Raw genomic sequence first — 17,722 nt, forward strand, 5'->3', positions numbered from 1 at the left:
ACACAGCCGCTTGCGAGAATGAGTACGCCTGGCGCCGATATTAAACATCAGCCCGCGTTAATATCTTTTATATCAGCAAGTGTCGATATTTCACTCCACACGAAGACGCTTTTCTCTGGCCTCACTGGCATGTCTGAATCTCGCTATTAAATATAAATGGCAAGGAATCGCTATGGATAAATTGTTTCGTCTTGCACCTCTCAGCTGTGTATTGATTACCGCCGTGGGTTGCAGCTCTCAGCAGATGCAGAATTTCAAATCCACGGTCAATGATATCGGCAAGGATTACGGCATGCCGGTGCTTTGTGGGGCTGGCATGATTGCAGGAGGGGCTGCGGGCTACGCCATCAACGGGAAAAAAGGGGCTGTCGCGGGGGTTGCCCTCGGTGGGGCGCTGGGCTGCGCGGCAGGCTATATGTGGCAGTCCAGGCTACAAGAGCTTGACCGGATAGCAAAGGAAGAGAATCTCAACATCGCTACCGAGAAACTGACCGTTGCCGAGCCAGCCGCAGTGACCGGTGTCCCTCAGGACGCCGGCCTTGTGGCCCAGATCCCCGATTCCGGCATGTTCTCGAGTGGTTCTGCCCAGCTCACAGAAAGCGGCCTGCGCGTGGTCACTAAACTGGCCCAGCTCTATGCCAAACCCGCAGCCGCAGACGCCTCGGATCAACGCCGTATTCTCCTCGTCGGCCACAGTGACGCCACCGGCCCTGCAGAACTCAACCTGCGACTCTCCGAGCAACGTGCGCGAGCCGTCGGCAAGGTCCTGGTCGCATCGGGGATCCCGGCCTCTTCCATTTACTATCAAGGCGCGGGTTCGTCGCGTCCCATCGCAGACAACAGCGACCCCTTGCTTCGCGGTCAGAATCGCCGGGTCGAAATTGTAGAACTGGCGAACGAGCAGGCTCTGGTCATGCGGGCCCAATCCGAAGAGAACAACACCCGCTATCTGCGTTATGGGGCTTCCGATACCGCCAAACCGCATGTGGCGGCGACCAAACCGGCGGCTCAGTCCGCAAGCGGTTCAAGCAAGGTGGCGGCCACGTCGCAAACCGCCCCTCGCCAACCCGCCGCCAAGCAGAACGCCTCAAACACCAGCACGACCAAGGCCCTCCCCGATGCCAAGGCCGCAGTGGACTTCGGCGGCAAGCCTGCCGGCACCTATCAATGGAACATGGCTCAGAACATCAAACCCAAGGCGAGTGGTTTTGCACTGATCAGCAGCGCATACGCAAGCGACATGCCGATGTCGAGCTGTGAGGCAGATAAGCCACGCAGTGCAGGCCAGGTACTGAGCATGGCAGACGACAAGCCTCTCCCGCGCCATGCCACCAAGGAGTACATGCCCGGCTATAACAATCGCGTCTGGGCCAATACCGTCAACGGCCACCTGGTGACTGTCTCTCCGGTTTCCATCTTGCGTGACAACGCCCGGGTCGATCGTCAACCGATCCTGCAAGTCGTTCAGGGTTACAAATCCTCGAATCAGAAGAAGCCCCAGACCCTCAAGGCGGTGGCCAACACCTATGAGGGCGAGAGTGAAGTGCTATACCGCGTCTTCACCAGCGATCCCAAGGCGTCGGTGTCCTGCATGGACCTCGTGTTCAGCAAAGGCAACGCCAAGGTAAGCCAGGGAGCCCTGTTCTACCCGGCAGGTTCCGAGGCTTATGTGGCTTCGTACCTGCCCATTCCCGCCACCCATTCCAAATAAGAAAACGGAGAAACTTAGTGGAAGACTTTTCTTTGGCAGCGCTCAAGACGCTGATCCTCGCCAACCAGATGCTGACCGTTGGCATTGTTTCATTCCTCGTCAGCGCCGTGGTGGTGTGGCGGCATTGGGAGCATGTCTCCTACTTCCTGATCCGGGTATGGCACAGTCTGCCGCTGATCGGCACAGTGGCCCGTCTCGCCCGCAAGCCGGCCTCGGTCGATGGCGATGGCTGGATCAACCATGAAGTGACCCTGTCGAATGTGTACTACCGCGAATACAAGAAGCATTTAAAGGGGACAGATGCCTACAACGCCTCCCTCGACTACCTTGCCAAGGCAGGAGAGGCCGGCCGCTCCCCGCGCCCGGCGTGGGTGCTTGCTCTGGTGCTGGTGCTGGTGCTGGTCGAGGCAATGGGCTTTGCCTACGTGCTGGCAGGCTGGATGAACATGGATGCCTCCACCAATGACCGTCACCTGCTGGCAGCCGCGACGGCTCTGCTGCTCGCCGTTGCATCCGCATTCCTGGCTGAAGTGGCCGGACACTCCCTGCATCACAACAGCCTGATCGCCCGGGCGCGTCACTGGTGGCAAGGGGAAGAGCCCTCAAAACGCTCCCGTACCCTCAAGGCAAACAAGGCCATCAATCTGGAAGACTCCTTCTCGGACTCTGACAAACCTGACTACGAGCAGTTGCTGGCACGCCTGAAAGACGTGAATTCAGGTGTCAGCCGCAAGTTTGTCTGGCTGATTGTCTGTGCTTCGTTTGTTGCCTGCATGGCCGTGGGCGCCTTCGTGGTGCGTTCAGCCACCCTCGACAGCATCGAAACCGAGATGGTCAACAACATGCGCGCCGAAACAACGGCACAGAGTGACAGCAGCATGGGGTCGCCGTTTGATCTGCCGGAAGAGTCTCAAGCCATCAACAACGAGGCGGAAGAGGCCACCATCGAAGACAAGATGCAGGCCATCCGTGAGGCCAGCCTGACCACCTACGTCATGCTGTCGCTCATCTACATCGCCATCCAGGGGATCAGCATCTGGCTTGCCAGCAAATACCACTTTGCGGGCACCCATTCCAAAACAGCCTGGCGTCTGACACACGAATACGCGACCGCCGAAGAGATGCTGGACGCGATGGACCAGCAACGCACCGCCATTGCCAGCCATGCCGATGACAAGCTCCGCCGCTTGCAGACCCTGTTGTCGAGCCGTGACCATACCAACTCGGGTGTGCTGGGGGCGCTGGAAGGGGAGAAATCCGCCCATCGCAATTTCCTGGCCTTTATCGAGTACAAGGCAGGCACCGTGCCGCCCAAGCCGGCCCCTCAGGCGGCCCCCCAGGTCGCACCGGCAGTGCAAGCCGAGCCGGCACCCGCCGTACAACCGGCTGTTGCGCAGGCAAAGGCGGCTCTCCCGCCCACCACTGACGCCCCCGGCCAGACCGACGCTGCCGTCAAGGCCGCCGATTTCCATGATGTCACTGGCCTGCCCGAAGAGAGTCTGGCAGCAGCCAGCCGCGCACTGGGGGTGGACGAAGCGCAGTTGCGTGATATCCGTGAACAGCAGATGGCCCTCAAGACCCTGGGCCTCTTTCCCACCAAGCAGAGTGCCTAATCGTGAAGATCACCCAGGTATTGCTACTGGCGTTGGCGCTGCCTTGTGCAGCGTTGGCGGCCGAGCGTAACGACATACAGAGCTGCTATGAGCGCAATGGCCTGACCGACATCAAGCCTGCGGGCACCGGCCGCGAACTGGTGGTCATCATCGACCAGACCATTCCGATGCCTGACGATCTGCAACGCAGCAGTTGGGGGCAGATAGAGCGGTTCGTGCAGGCTGGTGATCGCGTCAAGCTCTATACCTTCTCCGCCTTCTTGCCTGGCGAATACCTTCGCCTGGCCTACGCGGGGCAACTGGATATGCCGCTGGAAGGGGAGATCCGGGACGATGTCAGCATGCGCAAATTGCGCGGCCTGGACACCTGCCTGACGACGCAGACCAAGGTCTTTCGTAACGGCTTTGGCAAACAGTTCGTCAAAGCACTGCGTGATGCCCGCCAGGACATCCCCAAGAGCGAGATCATGAACTCGCTGCGCAAGGTGGGTGAAGATATGAAGGCCGAGCAAGGCGTCAATGACCGCGTCGTGTTCCTCATTTCGGACATGCTGGAGCACTCCGATTACACCAGCTTCTATGCCACCAACAAGATCAAGCAGCTCAATGTCGGTGACGAGCTCAAGCAGGCCAAGAGCAAGGGGCTGTTTGCCGATCTGCAAGGCGCTCGCGTCTACGTCACGGGGGCCGGGCTGGTGACCGACGCGGTGAAACACGCCTATCGTTCCGGCAAGACCATGGATGCACTCGGTGACTTCTGGTCACAGTACTTCGAGCACTCCCATGCCACCCTGGTGAACTTCGGCGCCCCCAGCCTGAGCACGGATTTGCAATAACCGTCACCTTCACAGGCAGAGCACGCGCTTCTGCCCATCACACAAGGGCGACCAACTGGTCGCCCTTGTTATTTATTGCCAACACTGCCCCCCTTCGAGATATCGGCCAACCCGCCCCTTGGCATCAGGTTTGGTCATGCGAGCGAAAGGTGGATCCCCATATTTGCCGACTCTCGTAAAAGATCCCCAAGGGACGTCGTCATCTCCCCCCTTCTCCATGGGCCGAGCAAGATAAGGTCCCTTTTTTTGGGGACTTTATTTGGGACAGCCATCTTTAGGACTTTATTTGGGACAGCCATCTTTATGTACGAATTGTTCCATTGGAGGAACCATATCACCCACTCTGTTTCACTGATGCAAAAATCACCTGATCAAGCAACACCCACGGTGTCGCAGCGTGGTGAAAAAGGGCCTGATAACAAAGGGCCGATATCCCCTATTCCCCAACCCGCCTTATCAGGACAGCCACCTTTTGGAGAAAGCCTTCATCCAGCGCCCAGCACAACTCGTCATCCAGCATTTGCGATGGCATTTGTGAAACTCGGGGGATTAAAGAGAATGTCTTGGCATCGATGACGCCAATTCAGATGCGATCACACAGGCGGGGTGCTGGCGCTATACCGGACGTTGCTATGACACAAGTATTCATCACTCAAAGGGATGGTTGATGACACCGTCGCTGGCCACAGTGCCAGGCAAACTGCTGACAATGCTCTTTGTCACCCACCACTCTGATACCCTGGCGCCGAAACAGCGTCACTTGCTTGAGCCAGCGCACCTCGTCCAACCCCAGCCGCACCAGGATGGGGGCAAGAGAAGCCGGGATATGACCCCGTTTGTCCACTCGGATGGCGCGACCTGTCCAGTCCACCAGCATCAGGTAATCCGCAAAGGCATATGGCAGGCTATCGGGTCGCGCGTCGTGCGCGAATGGCAACAGCAACGGCGGCAATGGGGCGGCGGACTGCTCGCCATCGAGACGCTGCTTGAGGCTGGTGTAATCGCTCTGTTCAGGCCGGTCGGACAATCCCGCTCGTATCGGATTGAGATCAACATAGGCCATGCAGGCCAGCAGGGCTGATTCGGTGAGCAAGGCCTGGCTCTTGAAGCGCCCTTCCCAGAAATGGCCCTTGCAACCATCTTCCCGATTGGCCTGCCGAGCCAGGTTTTCGTTGAGCAACCGCACAAACCAGCTGATGGAATGTAACCGCTCCCGCCACTGCCCTATCAGTTGTTGCACCACGACCAGTTCGGGCTCAATCAGGGATTCCCCCTGATACCAGCGTCGTACCAGCAGCGGCCACTGGAATAGTGTCGCCCAACGCTCGGCCACCTCCCGCTCGCTCCAATTGGCAGCGGTATCCGGCTCGACCTTGAGCACCAGGTGATAGTGATTGCTCATCACCGCATAGGCACAAACACCGATGGCAAACAGTCGCGACAATTGGCCCAACTTGTCCACTACCCACTGGCGCCGATGCTCGTAACTCTGGCCGGAGTGGGTATCTTCCCCGCACAGAAACGCCCGCCGCACACAGCGACTGACCACATGATAGTAAGGCGTATCCTGCAAACTGATTTGACGTGAACGGGCAATGGTCATGGCTCACCCCCTGGGCAGTGACACCTCAAGCCAAGTACAGGGCTACGCCGCTGTCAAAAAGGTGGGTGTCCCAGATTTCCCGCCATCTCCTCACCCGGGAAGTGCCCCTCTCCCAGGTCGTGACCCTGGGGGATGCCTTCCTGGCAGGCCAGGTGCGCGGCCGGATCCTGGTCAATGTCCAGGGGTGATGACTGACGCGATATGAGCCGGCTCGCCTGACCAGNGCCTCTTTGTGTCCCCCTATTCAGGTCATGGAACTGAGCCGGGATGCAAACCCCATCAGCAGAACGCCTGCCCCGGGGCAGACGTTCGTGAAGGTCAAAACATCAGAAGGCCGCTTCATCAGTGCATAAGGCGCTCAGCTAACCGATCACCGAACAACATGATGACGAGCCCGGTCAGCATGACCAACATTCCACCCAGCTTTATCAAAGATACCGGACGCTGGATGGTGCCAAGCAGACCAAAATGGTCGATGACCTGGGATGAGAGCAACTGTCCGACGATGGCCAACCCAAGCAGGGCTGACAACCCGATTTTCGGTGCGAGCACGATGTAGCTGAACAGCGCGCAAGCACCGATCAGGCCGCCGGCCAGACTCCACAGAGGCTGTGATGGAATGGCCGCAAGCGAGGTGAATAATCCGCCACGCAGCAGCGAGAAGACCCCGAGGCTGAATGCACCGGCCGCGAAGGAGAACAATGCGGCGGTGACCGAATCGCCCCCGAGTCCTCGTGCCAGCTGGCTATTCAGAGTTGTCTGCAGCGTGATCCCGAGACCTGCGGCAAAAGCGATGACGTAATACAGCGTGCTCATGGGTTGCATACCTGTCAGTGTGCATGTGCCAGCGGCAGGAAGGCGTCAGCAAAAATGTCAGGCTCATACCCGGCGGCGGCAAACAGATGCTCACGGGACTCATCAATGGCGGCGCGAAGGCGCGTGCTGTCTACGCCCAGCACCTTGCCATGCTGCTTGACGATGCGCCCGCCAATAATGACGGTATCAATGTTGCTGCGCTCTGTCGCATGCACCACGGTGCCAAAGGCATTGCCGGACGGGTAGAGGTTGATATCGCCAACATTGATCAGAATGAGATCCGCCTGTTTTCCTGGCGTCAGGCTCCCTACCTTGTCCAGCAGCCCTGCACAGGCAGCACCATCGACAGTCGCCGATTTGAGAAGTTGGGCAGCCGGCAGCGTGGTCAGCGAGTGGTCGGAGCCGCAGCAGTGCTGCTGATGTATGCCCATCACCCGTTGCAGGTAAAATGCCACGCGCATTTCCATAAACATATCAGTGCTGTAAGAGGTTTCATTGTCGACGCTGAGGCCAGGGTTGATGCCATGACGCTGCGCCGCCTGGATGGCAAACATACCGTCCTCGATGCCATAGTGCGCATCGGAGCGCGGGCAGACATTCACCCGGACACCGGCTTCTCGCAGGATCTTCCATCCCTCATCTGGCAGTGACGTACAGTGATTGAAAATATTGTCCGGGCCGAGCAGACCGCGCCGATGCAGTGACTCCAGCTCAGACGCCATAAAAGAACCAAAGAATTCAGTGACGATCGGCAGTTCCAGCCTGCGAGCCTCGGCCCACAATGCAGGCTCCAGCTGGGCCATGACAGCAAGGGAAACCAGGCTCTCTGGGTTGTCCTTGAAATATTTCTCTTGCAGGCGTTGCCAGTTACCCGGCCAATGAGCCTTGTCCCATTCCCCCGATACCGGTGCGCCGGAGGCGTGTATGGCACGGATCCCTGCATCCAGCAGGGCCTCGACGGCGGCGTCCGAATGGGCTGCGGTGCGGCTGTTATGGGAATTGTCAATGACGGTGGTGATGCCTGCATCAATGCAGCCCAGTGCCGTCAGCAGGTTGCCGATATACATATCGGCAGGGCGATAGTACTTGGCGAAAGAGAAGTGCGTGGCGTTGCTGTAGTCTTCCAGACAAGTGGCATTCGGATTGATGCGGCGCAGTTGTCCCTCCCAGGAGTGGCGATGAGAATCCACCATCCCCGGCATGGCGATCATGTTCGTAGCATTGATGATACGGGCACCATTCGCCTCCAGATCCTCGCCTATGGCCGTAATGGTTGATCCACTGATCAGAATGTCTCCACGTTCAATGTTACCCACGCTCTCATCCATGCTGAGGATCGTGGCCCCCTTGATCAAGATTGAATCTGGTATTACATCTTGATTATTAACAATATTTCTAACGTATCCGGTCATTTCAAGAGCCTCTTTTCTAGCCAATGGCAAAAAGATACGGCACTCTATTACCCTGAAAAAGATGACCAAACTGTTTTCATAATTCATGATCTTCGAATAATCATGGGAACTATCGGTAGAGTTATCGTCTCAAGGGAGAAGGGCTGTGGATCGTATTCAGGCTATGCAGATCTTTATGCGGGTTGCTGAGACCGGAAGCTTCGTGCAGGCAGCAGAGACCCTCTCACTGCCTTCCTCGACAGTCAGCAGTACGATTAAAAACCTCGAAAAATACCTGCAGGTGCGCCTGCTGAACAGAACAACGAGGCGGGTGAACCTCACCCCTGAAGGCCTGCAGTATCTTGGCCAGTGCAGGGAAATACTCTCATTGATTGAACATGCCGAGTCCAGCCTGACGGAGGCTATCAAGCGGCCACAGGGGCGTTTGCGGGTTGATATGCCGAGCGGGATAGCACATTCCATCGTCATGCCGAATCTCAGAGACTTTCACCAACGTTATCCAGATATCTACCTGATGATAGGTGTGAGTGACCGGCAGGTTGATCTTGTTCAGGAAGGTGTGGACTGCGTGATCAGAACAGGAGAGCTGAATAACTCCACCCTTGTTGCTCGTCCCCTTGGCCGGTTTCGGTGGGTAACCTGCGCCTCGCCTGAATACCTTCACGAAAACGGTGTTCCCCAGTCCCCTGAAGAACTGTCTGTGCACCAGGCGGTCCACTACTTTTCGGGCCTCGCCAGGCATGCAAACGAAATGCGCTTTGTCCGCGGTAAAGAGACTCTATCGGTTACTGTGAGCGGCACCGCAGCCGTCAATGACACGGGGCTTTATATCAAGATGTGCCTCGATGGCTTTGGCCTCATCCAGCTTGCCGAGAATGTTGTACTGGAGCACCTGCAGGCAGGAAGGCTCATCGAGGTGCTAGCAGATTGGCAACCGCCATCGGTGCCAGTCACATTGCTTTATCCCCATCAGCGTTTTCTGTCTCCTGCCGTGCGTGCATTTGCTGACTGGATTGCCGAACTTGTCCACAAGACCAGCCCGGGAAGATGAATACCATCTCCATACATACGATTACCTTAAATAAAAAGGCGACCATCTGGTCGCCTTTTTATTTCTATCGCTTTCCAATCAGCAATATCACCTTGCTGCTCGCTTGACACCATTGCCTTTGGCCGCAGGCTTGCCGCCTTGAGTGGCAGGTTTGGCACCCGGCTTGGCAGAGCCGGCGCGGGTCGGCGCCTTGCCCTTATGGGCGGGTTTGCCAGCCGGTTTACCCTGACTTGCGCCCTGCCCAGCACCCTGTGCGGCAGGCTTGCCGTTGCCAGCACCTTTCTGGAGCTGAGAGCCCACCGGTTTGCCATTGCCCGCCTTGCCGCCGTTTCGGCTGGCCACCGAGGCATTGGCAGCACCCGCCTCGCTGCGGGCGGCCTTGTTGCCCGCCCCATTGCTGCGCTGATGGGTGATGGCACTGTGGCGGGTCAACGCAGGCTTGAGGCCCTTGCTGCGGCTGCGCTCGGCTTTGGCTTCACCACGGCCTTCCGGCGGCACCAGGCAGTCGGGGCCATTGCCGATCAGGTGGCCCTTGCCCATCTCCAGCAGGGCTTCGCGGATCATCGGCCAGCCGGCCGGATCGTGATAGCGCAGCAGCGCCTTGTGCAGGCGACGGCGACGCTCCCCTTTCACCACGAACACGTCCCCGCCCTGGCGGCTCACCTTGTTGAGCGGGTTTTTCTCGGTGTAATACATGGTGGTGGCGTTCGCGAGCGGCGACGGGTAGAAGTTCTGCACCTGATCGAGCTTGAAGCGGTTTGCTTTAATCCAGAGCGCCATGTTCACCATGTCTTCATCCGTGGTGCCCGGGTGGGCGGAGATGAAGTAGGGGATCAGGTACTGCTGCTTGCCCGCCTCTTTGGAGTACTTGTCGAACAGCTCCTTGAAGCTGTAGTAGCTGCCCATGCCCGGTTTCATCATCTTGGAGAGCGGGCCCTCCTCGGTGTGTTCCGGCGCGATCTTGAGGTAGCCGCCGACGTGGTACTTGGCCAGCTCCTTGATATAGCGCGGATCTTCCACCGCGATGTCGTAGCGCACGCCGGAGGCGATCAGGATCTTCTTGATGCCCTTGAGGTCGCGTGCCTTGCGGTAGAGGTTGATGGTCGGGCTGTGGTCGGTGTCCATGTGCGGGCAGATGGTCGGCCAGACGCAGGAGGCGCGGCGGCAGGTCTGCTCGGCCTTGGGGCTCTTGCAGCGGAGCTTGTACATGTTGGCGGTGGGGCCGCCCAGATCCGAGATGACGCCGGTAAAGCCCGGCACCTTGTCGCGGATCTCTTCGATTTCTTTGAGGATCGACTCTTCCGAGCGGCTCTGGATGATGCGCCCCTCGTGCTCGGTGATGGAGCAGAAGGAGCAGCCGCCGAAGCAGCCGCGCATGATGTTGACCGAGGTCTTGATCATGTCGTAGGCCGGGATCTTCTCGTTGCCATAGGCCGGGTGCGGCACCCGCTGGTACGGCAGGCCGAACACCCCGTCCATCTCGTCGGTTTCGAGGGGGAAGGCAGGCGGGTTGACCCAGATGATGCGATCGCCGTGGGCCTGCGAGAGCGCGCGGGCGCAGCCCGGGTTGGTCTCGTGGTGCAGGATGCGCGACGCATGGGCGTAGAGCACCTTGTCCTCCTTCACCCGCTCGAACGCCGGCAGCTTGACGTAGGTCTTCTCCCATGGCTTTTGCTTAGGCGGCTGCACCAGGATGGGCTTGGCCTCCTGCTCCACCGGCGCGGTACCCTCGTCATCAGAGCAAGGCGCCCCTTCCATATAGGGGTTGGGGATGGGATCGATGCGGCCAATCTGGTCGAGCTTGCTCGAATCCACCCCGCGCCAGCCCGGCAGCGGCTCCTTGCGGATGACGGCGGTGCCGCGAATGTCCTGCATGGTGTCGATGGTCTCGCCGCCTGCGATGCGGTGAGCCACTTCCACCAGGGGGCGCTCGGCGTTGCCGTAGATGAGGATGTCGGCCTTGGCATCGATCAGAATCGAGCGGCGGATGGTCTCGGACCAGTAGTCGTAATGGGCAATGCGGCGCAGGGATGCCTCGATGCCGCCGATGACCACCGGCACCTCTTTATAGGCCTCTTTGCAGCGCTGGGTGTAGACCAGGGTGGCGCGGTCCGGCCGCTTGCCGCCCACATCCCCCGGGGTGTAGGCATCGTCGTGGCGCAGCTTCTTGTCGGCGGTGTAGCGGTTGATCATGGAGTCCATGTTGCCCGCCGTCACCCCGTAGAAGAGGTTCGGCTTGCCCAGGCGCATGAAGTCATCCTTCGATGACCAGTCCGGCTGGGCGATGATGCCGACCCGAAAACCCTGGGATTCGAGCATGCGGCCGATCACCGCCATGCCGAAGCTCGGGTGATCCACGTAGGCGTCGCCTGTCACCAGCACGATGTCGCAGCTGTCCCAGCCGAGCTTGTCCATCTCCGCGCGGGACATGGGCAGGAAGGGCGCCGTGCCGTAGCACTCGGCCCAGTAACGGGGATAGGAGAAGAGGTTGGTAACCGGCTGCATTTTGACCACCTGGAACAATTCGGGTCGCGCATTATACCGGCAGAGCCAGGCGGGGGCGATGGCTTTTTGCCCCTACAGAACGCGAGGGGAAGGGGCGCCTTCAAGCGGGCGCGACGGGTCGGCGTGACAGACTCAAATCTCATCAGCAAGCAGGGCGCCCATTGGCGCCCTGCTTGCTGTTATCCGGGTCGGCACGCTAGGCCGCCGGTTTGTCCCGCCCCTCGGGGGCCACCGCCCCCGGCACCGGGGAGGGACTGGCCGGGGTTGCCGTGGCCAGTACCTCGTCCACCAGTCGGTCCCGCGCTCCCGTCATCCCCGCGCGTCTGGCGATCAGGTGATAGATGGCGGGCACCACCAGCAGGGTCACCAGGGTCGCCAAGGACAAGCCGAAGAAAACCACGGTCCCCACGGCCATCCGGCTCTCGTACCCCGCGCCCATGGAGAGCATCAGGGGCACGGCGCCGATGATGGCGGTGAGCGAGGTCATCAAGATGGGGCGCAGGCGGCGCACCGACCCCTTGATGATCGCCTCCTCGAACCCTTCACCCCGCTGACGCAGCTGGTTGATGAACTCCACGATGAGGATGCCGTTCTTGGTCACCATGCCGATGAGCATGATCATGCCTATCTGGCTGTAGATGCTGAGCTCCTGCCCCGTGAGCCAGAGGCCGAGCAGGCCGCCGAAGATGCCGAGCGGCACCGTCATCATCACCACCGCCGGGGTCAGCAGGCTCTCGAACTGGGCCACCAGCACCAGATAGACCACCAGCAGGGCCAGGCCGAACACCAGTGCCATCTCCCCCTGGTTGTCGCGATAGTCCTTGGACTCGCCGGCATAATCCACCGACATGCCGGTGGGCAGGTGATCCGCGGCCCAGCCATCCAGGAAGTCGAGCGCCTCCCCCAGGGTGTGGCCGGGGGCCACGTCCGCGGTGAGGGTGACCGCCTTCTGGCGCTGGTAGTGGTTGAGGCGCTGGGGGCTCGCCACCTGGGTGACGGTCGCCAGGGTGGAGAGGCTCACCATCTCGCCGCTCGCGGCTTTCAAATAGATGCGGCTGATATCGGAGATGCCGTTGAACTGGGTCTGGTTGGCGCGCAGGTAGACGTCATACTCCTCGCCCCTGTCCACATAGGTGGTCTGGCTGACGCCGCCGAGCAGGGCCTGCAGGGAGCTTGCGATGGTGGAGACCGGAATGCCGAGCTGGGTGGCTCGCTCCCGCTCTATGGTCACCTGCAGCTCCGGGGTCTTCTCGGCATAATCGAGATCCGGGCTCTGCATCAGCCCGCTTTGGGCCGCCGCCTCCTTGAGCGCCAGCCCCTGCTGGTTGAGCTCGCCGTAATCGGAGCCTTGCAGCACGAACTGCACCGCCGCGGTGGAGCCGCCTCTGAACCCCGGCTGGAAGGTGCGGATCATCACGTCGGGGATGCCGGCGAGGCGACCGCTCAGGGAGCGGCCAAACTCGGTGGCCGTTTCGTCCCGCACCGCCCAGTCACTGAGCTGGATGATGGCCATGCCGGTCTGATCGCCACCGCGCCCGAAGGCCGGGGTGCTGAAGCTCATGGCCTGCACCACCCCCTTGCCGAGCAGCGGCAGGATGGCGGCCTCCACCTGCTGCATGTTGCGCTTCATCCGCTCGATGCTGGTGCCCTCCGCCCCTTTCACGAACACATAGAGCACGCCCCTGTCCTCGGTCGGGGTGAGGCTCGCGGGCAGCTTGCCAAAGAGGGCGCCAATGCCGCCGAGGCAGAGCAGCAACACCAGGGGCATCCAGACGGCGCGGCGCAGCACGGCCCCCAGCACGCGGCGATAACGCTCCTCCACCCAGCCAAGTCCCTTGTCCAGGGTGGCGGTCAGGGCGTTGGGCTTGTCCACGGCACGCATCAGCCAGGAGCCCATGGCCGGGGTCAGGGTGAGCGCTACCAGGGAGGAGAAGAGCACGGCCAAGGAGAGCAGGATGGCGAACTCGGTGAAGAGGCGCCCCACCATGCCATCCATGAAGGCGATGGGCACGAACACCATCACCAGCACGGCGGTGGTGGCGATGACGGCAAAGCCCACCTCCCGGGTGCCGTGCCAGGCCGCCATCAAGGGGGACTCGCCCCGTTGCAGGTGGTGGTGGATGTTCTCTACCACCACGATGGCGTCATCCACCACCAGGCCGATGGCGAGGATGAGGGCCAGCAAGGTAATGAGGTTGATGGAAAAGCCCAGATACCAGGCACCGATGAAGGCCGAAATCAGGGAGACGGGCACCGTGATGGCGGGGATGAGCGTGGTGCGCCCCTGCCCGAGGAAGAGATAGAGCACGGCGACCACCAGCAGGGCGCAGATGGCGAGTGTCTCGTATACCTCATCGATGGCCTGCTTGATGAAGATGGTGGAGTCGTAGTCGACCTCAAGGGTGGCCCCCTCCGGCAGGAAGCGCTGCATCTCCACGAGCTTTTTCTCGATGCCCTGGGCCACCGCCAGGGGATTGGCGGTGGACTGGGCGACGATGCCAATCCCCAGGCTCTCGCGGCCGTTGCGCTGATAGGCGCTGTCTTCGTTCTTGGCCCCCACCTCCACATCCGCAATGTCCGCCAGATAGATGCTCTGACCATTGGTGGCGGTTTTCACCGGCAGGGTGCGAAAATCTTCCGCACTGTGATAGAGCCGTGCAATCTGCACCGCCATGGTCATGGTGTTGTTGCGGATCTCGCCGCCCGGCAGCTCGATGTTCTCCCGCTTGAGGGCATCCTGCACGTCGGCCACCGTGATGCCGCGGGCCGCCATGTCGGCGGGGCGCAGCCGCACGTACATCACCTGGGTCAGGTCCCCGGAGAGGGAGACCTCGCTCACCCCGTCCACCAGGCTCAAGGGGTCCACCAGCATGCGATTGGCGTAATCCGTCATGGCGGTACGATCCATCTGGGTGCTGCTGAAGTTGAGCCAGATGGCCACATCCCCGTTGCCGTTGTCCTTGGTCACCATGGGCTCGTCCGCCCCGTCTGGCAGCTTGGGTCTGGCCCGGGAGATGGCGTCACGCACGTCGGAGGTGCCCTCCAGCATGTTCCAGCCGAGCTTGAACTCCACCGTGATGGAGGAGCGCCCCTTGCGGGTCACCGAGTTGATGTTCTTGATGCCGCTGATGCCGGAGAGCTGATCCTCGATGGGCTTGGTGACCTGGCTCTCCATCACCTCGGGGGCCGCCCCCTCATAGGTGGTGGTGATGGAGACGGACGGGGTCTGCACATCCGGCATCTCCCGCACGGTGAGTTTGCTGAAGGCCACCAGGCCGAACACGGTGAGCAGGGCGCTGATGACCACCGCCACCAGGGGACGGCGTACTGAGATATCGGAGAGCCACATCAGCCTTTCACCTCGCCCAGATCACGTACCTGGGCGCCGTCGCGCAGATTGACCAGCCCCTCCACCGCGATGCGATCGCCGACGCTGAGCCCCTTGAGCACCCAGACGGCCTCGCCATGGGTGTCGCCAAGCTCCACCGGCACGCGCTTCACCCGTCCGTCCGCCTCCAGGCGATAGACGAAGCGCTGCTCGCCGGCGTACTCCACCGACTGGGCGGGGATCAGGGTCATCTTCTGGGGTGGCAGAGAGAGATCCACGTTCATCAGCATGCCGGGGCGCAGCTGGCCGCCGGTGTTGGGCAGGATGACGCGGGCCTTGATGTTCTGGGTGTCACTGGAGATCCGGCTGTCGAGGGTCTCCAGCACGCCGGAAAAGGATTGATCCGGCCAGGCCGAGCTGGTTGCCGTCACCGCCATGCCGGGGCGCAGCAGGGAGAGGTAGCGCTCGGGCACCGCCAGATCGAGCCGCAGTTTTGCCAGCTCGTCCAGATGCAAGAGCACGTCGCCGCTGTTGACCAGGGCTCCTTCGCTGAGATCGATGAGGCTGACGGTGCCGTCGAAGGGGGCGGCCAGGGTGCGCAGGGAGAGCTCGTAACGGGCCGCATCGACCCGGGCCTGGGCCTGGGCAACAGTCGCCTCTTGCCCCTCCAGCTCCGAGGTGGTGACGGCGCCTCGCGCCACCAGCTTGCGCATGTCCCGCAGCTTGCGGGCCTCGTCGCGCACGCTGGCGCTCTGCTCGGCCAGCTCCGCCTGCTGCTTGCCCGCATCCAGGGCGATCAGGGTCTGCCCCTGTGTGACCTGCTGGCCAGAGCTCACCGCGATGGTGGCAATGCGGCCGGTCACCTCGGGACTGATGGCCACGGAGCGATTGGCCGCAAGCTTGCTCACCAGCTTGATGGAGGGCTCGGCCAGGCTCTGCCTGACGGTTTCGGCCCTGATATTGATCTCTCTTGGTGCAGGCTTGCTGGCAGGTTCAGCCTGCCGCAGATGCCAGGCGCCCGCCGCCAGCAATAGAAGAAGAGGGAAAAGCCACAGCCACACGCGCGTTTTCATCACAAGATCCATGCAGTCAAAGAGAGAGGAAGAAGAGATAGCTTCATCAAGGATGGCACCATGTTACCCCCTGACTATGCCGTGACTATGTATAAATGTGACAAAACGTAACAGTCCGGTGAGAAGATCATCAAAAACGCATCTTGTCGGCACGCGCGTCAGGGTTCTGCCTTACACTGATGCCGACTCTCGCCATCTTCCGGTACGCCCATGTCCATTCCCTCCCCCGCCTTTGCCAGATACCGATTGCAGTGGCTGCTGTTGGGCCTCGGCCTGCTGCTGTTGCTGCTCGCCCTGCAACATGCGTTTCGCCAGGTTACCGAGATCAACAAGCGTGACACCATCAACGCCGCGACCCAGCTCAGCAGCCAGCACCAGCGGATGGAGACCTTCCTTGAGGCCATGCGCGGCCAGGCGGAGGAGCGCCTGCGCAGCAATCCCCAGTCCGTGCTCTCTCGCCAGCTCTATCAGGCGCTGCAATCCGACGGGGAGCACGGCATCAACCTGGATCGCATCCCCGTCGATCTGCCCCCCGCCCTCATCGGCAACCTGACCGGGCAGGGCCCGCTGCCCCACGACGGCAGCGAGCGGCAAGACAGAATACATCTCGCCCTCAGCCTCTCCCCCCTGCTCGCCACGGCCAGCAAGCTGCTGGACAGGGACGTGGCCTGGATCTACTTCACCGGTACGGACAATTTCATCTACCTCTATCCCTGGGTGCCATCCAGCCAGTTTCGCTTCGATCCCGTGATTTACAGCAAGGCCTACTGGCAGGAGGCGATGGCCAGGTATCCCCACCTGGAGCACGCCATGCTCTCGCGCCCCTACCAGGATTTTGCCGGACGGGGGCAGATGATCACCCTCTCTCAGCCCATTACCCAGGGCGGCCAGATCATTGGCCTGCTCAGCATCGACATCCAGACCGTCACGCTGGCGCAGACCCTGCACCACCTCGCCCCCCGGATTGGTACCCTGTTCCTGCTCAACGCCCATCAGCAGATCCTCGCCAGCAGTCAGTCCGGTACCGCGCCGCCCCCGGTCAGGACGGCGCAGTCAGCGGAATATGAGTGGCAACAGGGCGCCTTGCAGCTCGTCTATCCCATCCCGGAAACACCGCTCTCCCTCATCCATCGCATCCCGCTGCTGCCTCTGCTGCAGACGCTGTTGTGGCAATCGGCGACGGCGCTCATCACCATTCTCTGTCTGGTGGTGGCGACCGTCTCCAGCCTGCGTGCCCAGCGCCTCAACCGGCGCCTCAACTACCTGTCACGCCACGATGCCCTGACCGGCGCCTTCAACCGCCACTACTTCGATGCCTTCGAACACCGCCAGGCCCTGGCAGGCCGCCAACGTATCGGCGCCATCATGTTTGACTGCGATCACTTCAAACAGGTCAACGACCGTTTCGGCCACGGGGTGGGCGATCAGGTCCTCATCCGTCTGGTGCAGCTCTGCCAATCCCTGCTGACACGGGAGTGCCACCTGATCCGCTGGGGCGGCGAGGAGTTCCTGCTGCTTGTCACCGATGAAGCGATCCCTCTGGCCCCCTTGGCCGAGCGGCTTCGCCTGTGCATAGCAGAGCATCCCTGGAGCGCCATCGCGGCCGAGCTGAAGGTGACCGTCAGCCTGGGCCACTGTCGTCAATCACCGGCTATCTCCTTGCAGGAGGTGATCCGCCGCGCCGATATCGCCCTCTATCAGGCCAAGGCCAACGGCCGCAATCGCAGCGAAGCGTGGCGGGATGACGGACAGGAGAAGCCGGAGTAAGCTGGAC

12 protein-coding genes are annotated in these 17,722 nt (G+C 61.0%); 6 read left to right on the forward strand and 6 right to left on the reverse strand.

All coding sequences use genetic code 11. The annotated features are described in order from the left end of the window. The first annotated feature begins 172 nt into the window (after positions 1-172). From AB5Y89_RS04670 to AB5Y89_RS04680, 3 genes are read left to right on the forward strand one after another with little or no spacing between them, the layout of a single operon-like run. A complete protein-coding gene (locus AB5Y89_RS04670) occupies positions 173-1,711 on the forward strand; it encodes an OmpA family protein (RefSeq protein WP_201888634.1) in 1,539 nt (512 codons plus the stop codon). 17 nt (positions 1,712-1,728) lie between these two features. Beyond that, a complete protein-coding gene (locus tag AB5Y89_RS04675; RefSeq protein ID WP_043152417.1) occupies positions 1,729-3,324 on the forward strand; it encodes an SPOR domain-containing protein in 1,596 nt (531 codons plus the stop codon). Positions 3,325-3,326: 2 nt separating this feature from the next. After that, positions 3,327-4,160: a hypothetical protein gene (locus tag AB5Y89_RS04680; RefSeq protein ID WP_041213332.1), complete on the forward strand. Its 834-nt coding sequence runs from the start codon at positions 3,327-3,329 to the stop codon at positions 4,158-4,160. 652 nt (positions 4,161-4,812) lie between these two features. Here the strand turns inward: AB5Y89_RS04680 and AB5Y89_RS04685 are convergent. Further along, positions 4,813-5,763 carry a transposase gene (locus AB5Y89_RS04685; protein ID WP_368222974.1) on the reverse strand — a complete coding sequence of 317 codons (951 nt, stop codon included), beginning with the start codon at positions 5,761-5,763 and terminating at the stop codon, positions 4,813-4,815. Between the two features lie 65 nt (positions 5,764-5,828). Between AB5Y89_RS04685 and AB5Y89_RS04690 the strand changes: the two genes are divergently transcribed. After that, a complete protein-coding gene (locus AB5Y89_RS04690; protein WP_319911681.1) occupies positions 5,829-5,951 on the forward strand; it encodes a hypothetical protein in 123 nt (40 codons plus the stop codon). Between the two features lie 154 nt (positions 5,952-6,105). Here AB5Y89_RS04690 and AB5Y89_RS04695 read toward each other — a convergent pair whose 3' ends face one another. Together AB5Y89_RS04695 and AB5Y89_RS04700 are read right to left on the reverse strand one after the other, a co-directional pair. Beyond that, a complete protein-coding gene (locus tag AB5Y89_RS04695; RefSeq protein WP_042014762.1) occupies positions 6,106-6,579 on the reverse strand; it encodes a DMT family transporter in 474 nt (157 codons plus the stop codon). 14 nt (positions 6,580-6,593) lie between these two features. Continuing rightward, a complete protein-coding gene (locus tag AB5Y89_RS04700; RefSeq protein WP_368222976.1) occupies positions 6,594-8,078 on the reverse strand; it encodes an amidohydrolase family protein in 1,485 nt (494 codons plus the stop codon). 58 nt (positions 8,079-8,136) lie between these two features. Between AB5Y89_RS04700 and AB5Y89_RS04705 the strand changes: the two genes are divergently transcribed. Further along, positions 8,137-9,042, forward strand: coding sequence for a LysR family transcriptional regulator (locus tag AB5Y89_RS04705; protein ID WP_161469721.1), 906 nt, complete (start codon positions 8,137-8,139; stop codon positions 9,040-9,042). 87 nt (positions 9,043-9,129) lie between these two features. Here AB5Y89_RS04705 and AB5Y89_RS04710 read toward each other — a convergent pair whose 3' ends face one another. The 3 genes from AB5Y89_RS04710 to AB5Y89_RS04720 form a co-directional block, all read right to left on the reverse strand. After that, positions 9,130-11,547: a YgiQ family radical SAM protein gene (locus AB5Y89_RS04710; RefSeq protein WP_368222978.1), complete on the reverse strand. Its 2,418-nt coding sequence runs from the start codon at positions 11,545-11,547 to the stop codon at positions 9,130-9,132. A gap of 196 nt (positions 11,548-11,743) precedes the next feature. Next, complete coding sequence (locus AB5Y89_RS04715) at positions 11,744-14,896, reverse strand: efflux RND transporter permease subunit (RefSeq protein WP_042864225.1); 3,153 nt, start codon at positions 14,894-14,896, stop codon at positions 11,744-11,746. Continuing rightward, positions 14,896-15,948 carry an efflux RND transporter periplasmic adaptor subunit gene (locus AB5Y89_RS04720; protein WP_319895856.1) on the reverse strand — a complete coding sequence of 351 codons (1,053 nt, stop codon included), beginning with the start codon at positions 15,946-15,948 and terminating at the stop codon, positions 14,896-14,898. Before AB5Y89_RS04720 ends, AB5Y89_RS04715 begins: the two co-directional genes overlap by 1 nt. Before the next feature lie 210 nt (positions 15,949-16,158). Here AB5Y89_RS04720 and AB5Y89_RS04725 point away from each other — a divergent pair, with 210 nt between their 5' ends. Continuing rightward, on the forward strand, positions 16,159-17,715 hold the full coding sequence (locus AB5Y89_RS04725; RefSeq protein WP_368222980.1) for a diguanylate cyclase: 1,557 nt from the start codon (positions 16,159-16,161) through the stop codon (positions 17,713-17,715). Positions 17,716-17,722 lie beyond the last annotated feature (7 nt).

This window comes from Aeromonas sp. s4 (genome assembly GCF_040907855.1).
Lineage (GTDB): Bacteria > Pseudomonadota > Gammaproteobacteria > Enterobacterales > Aeromonadaceae > Aeromonas > Aeromonas caviae.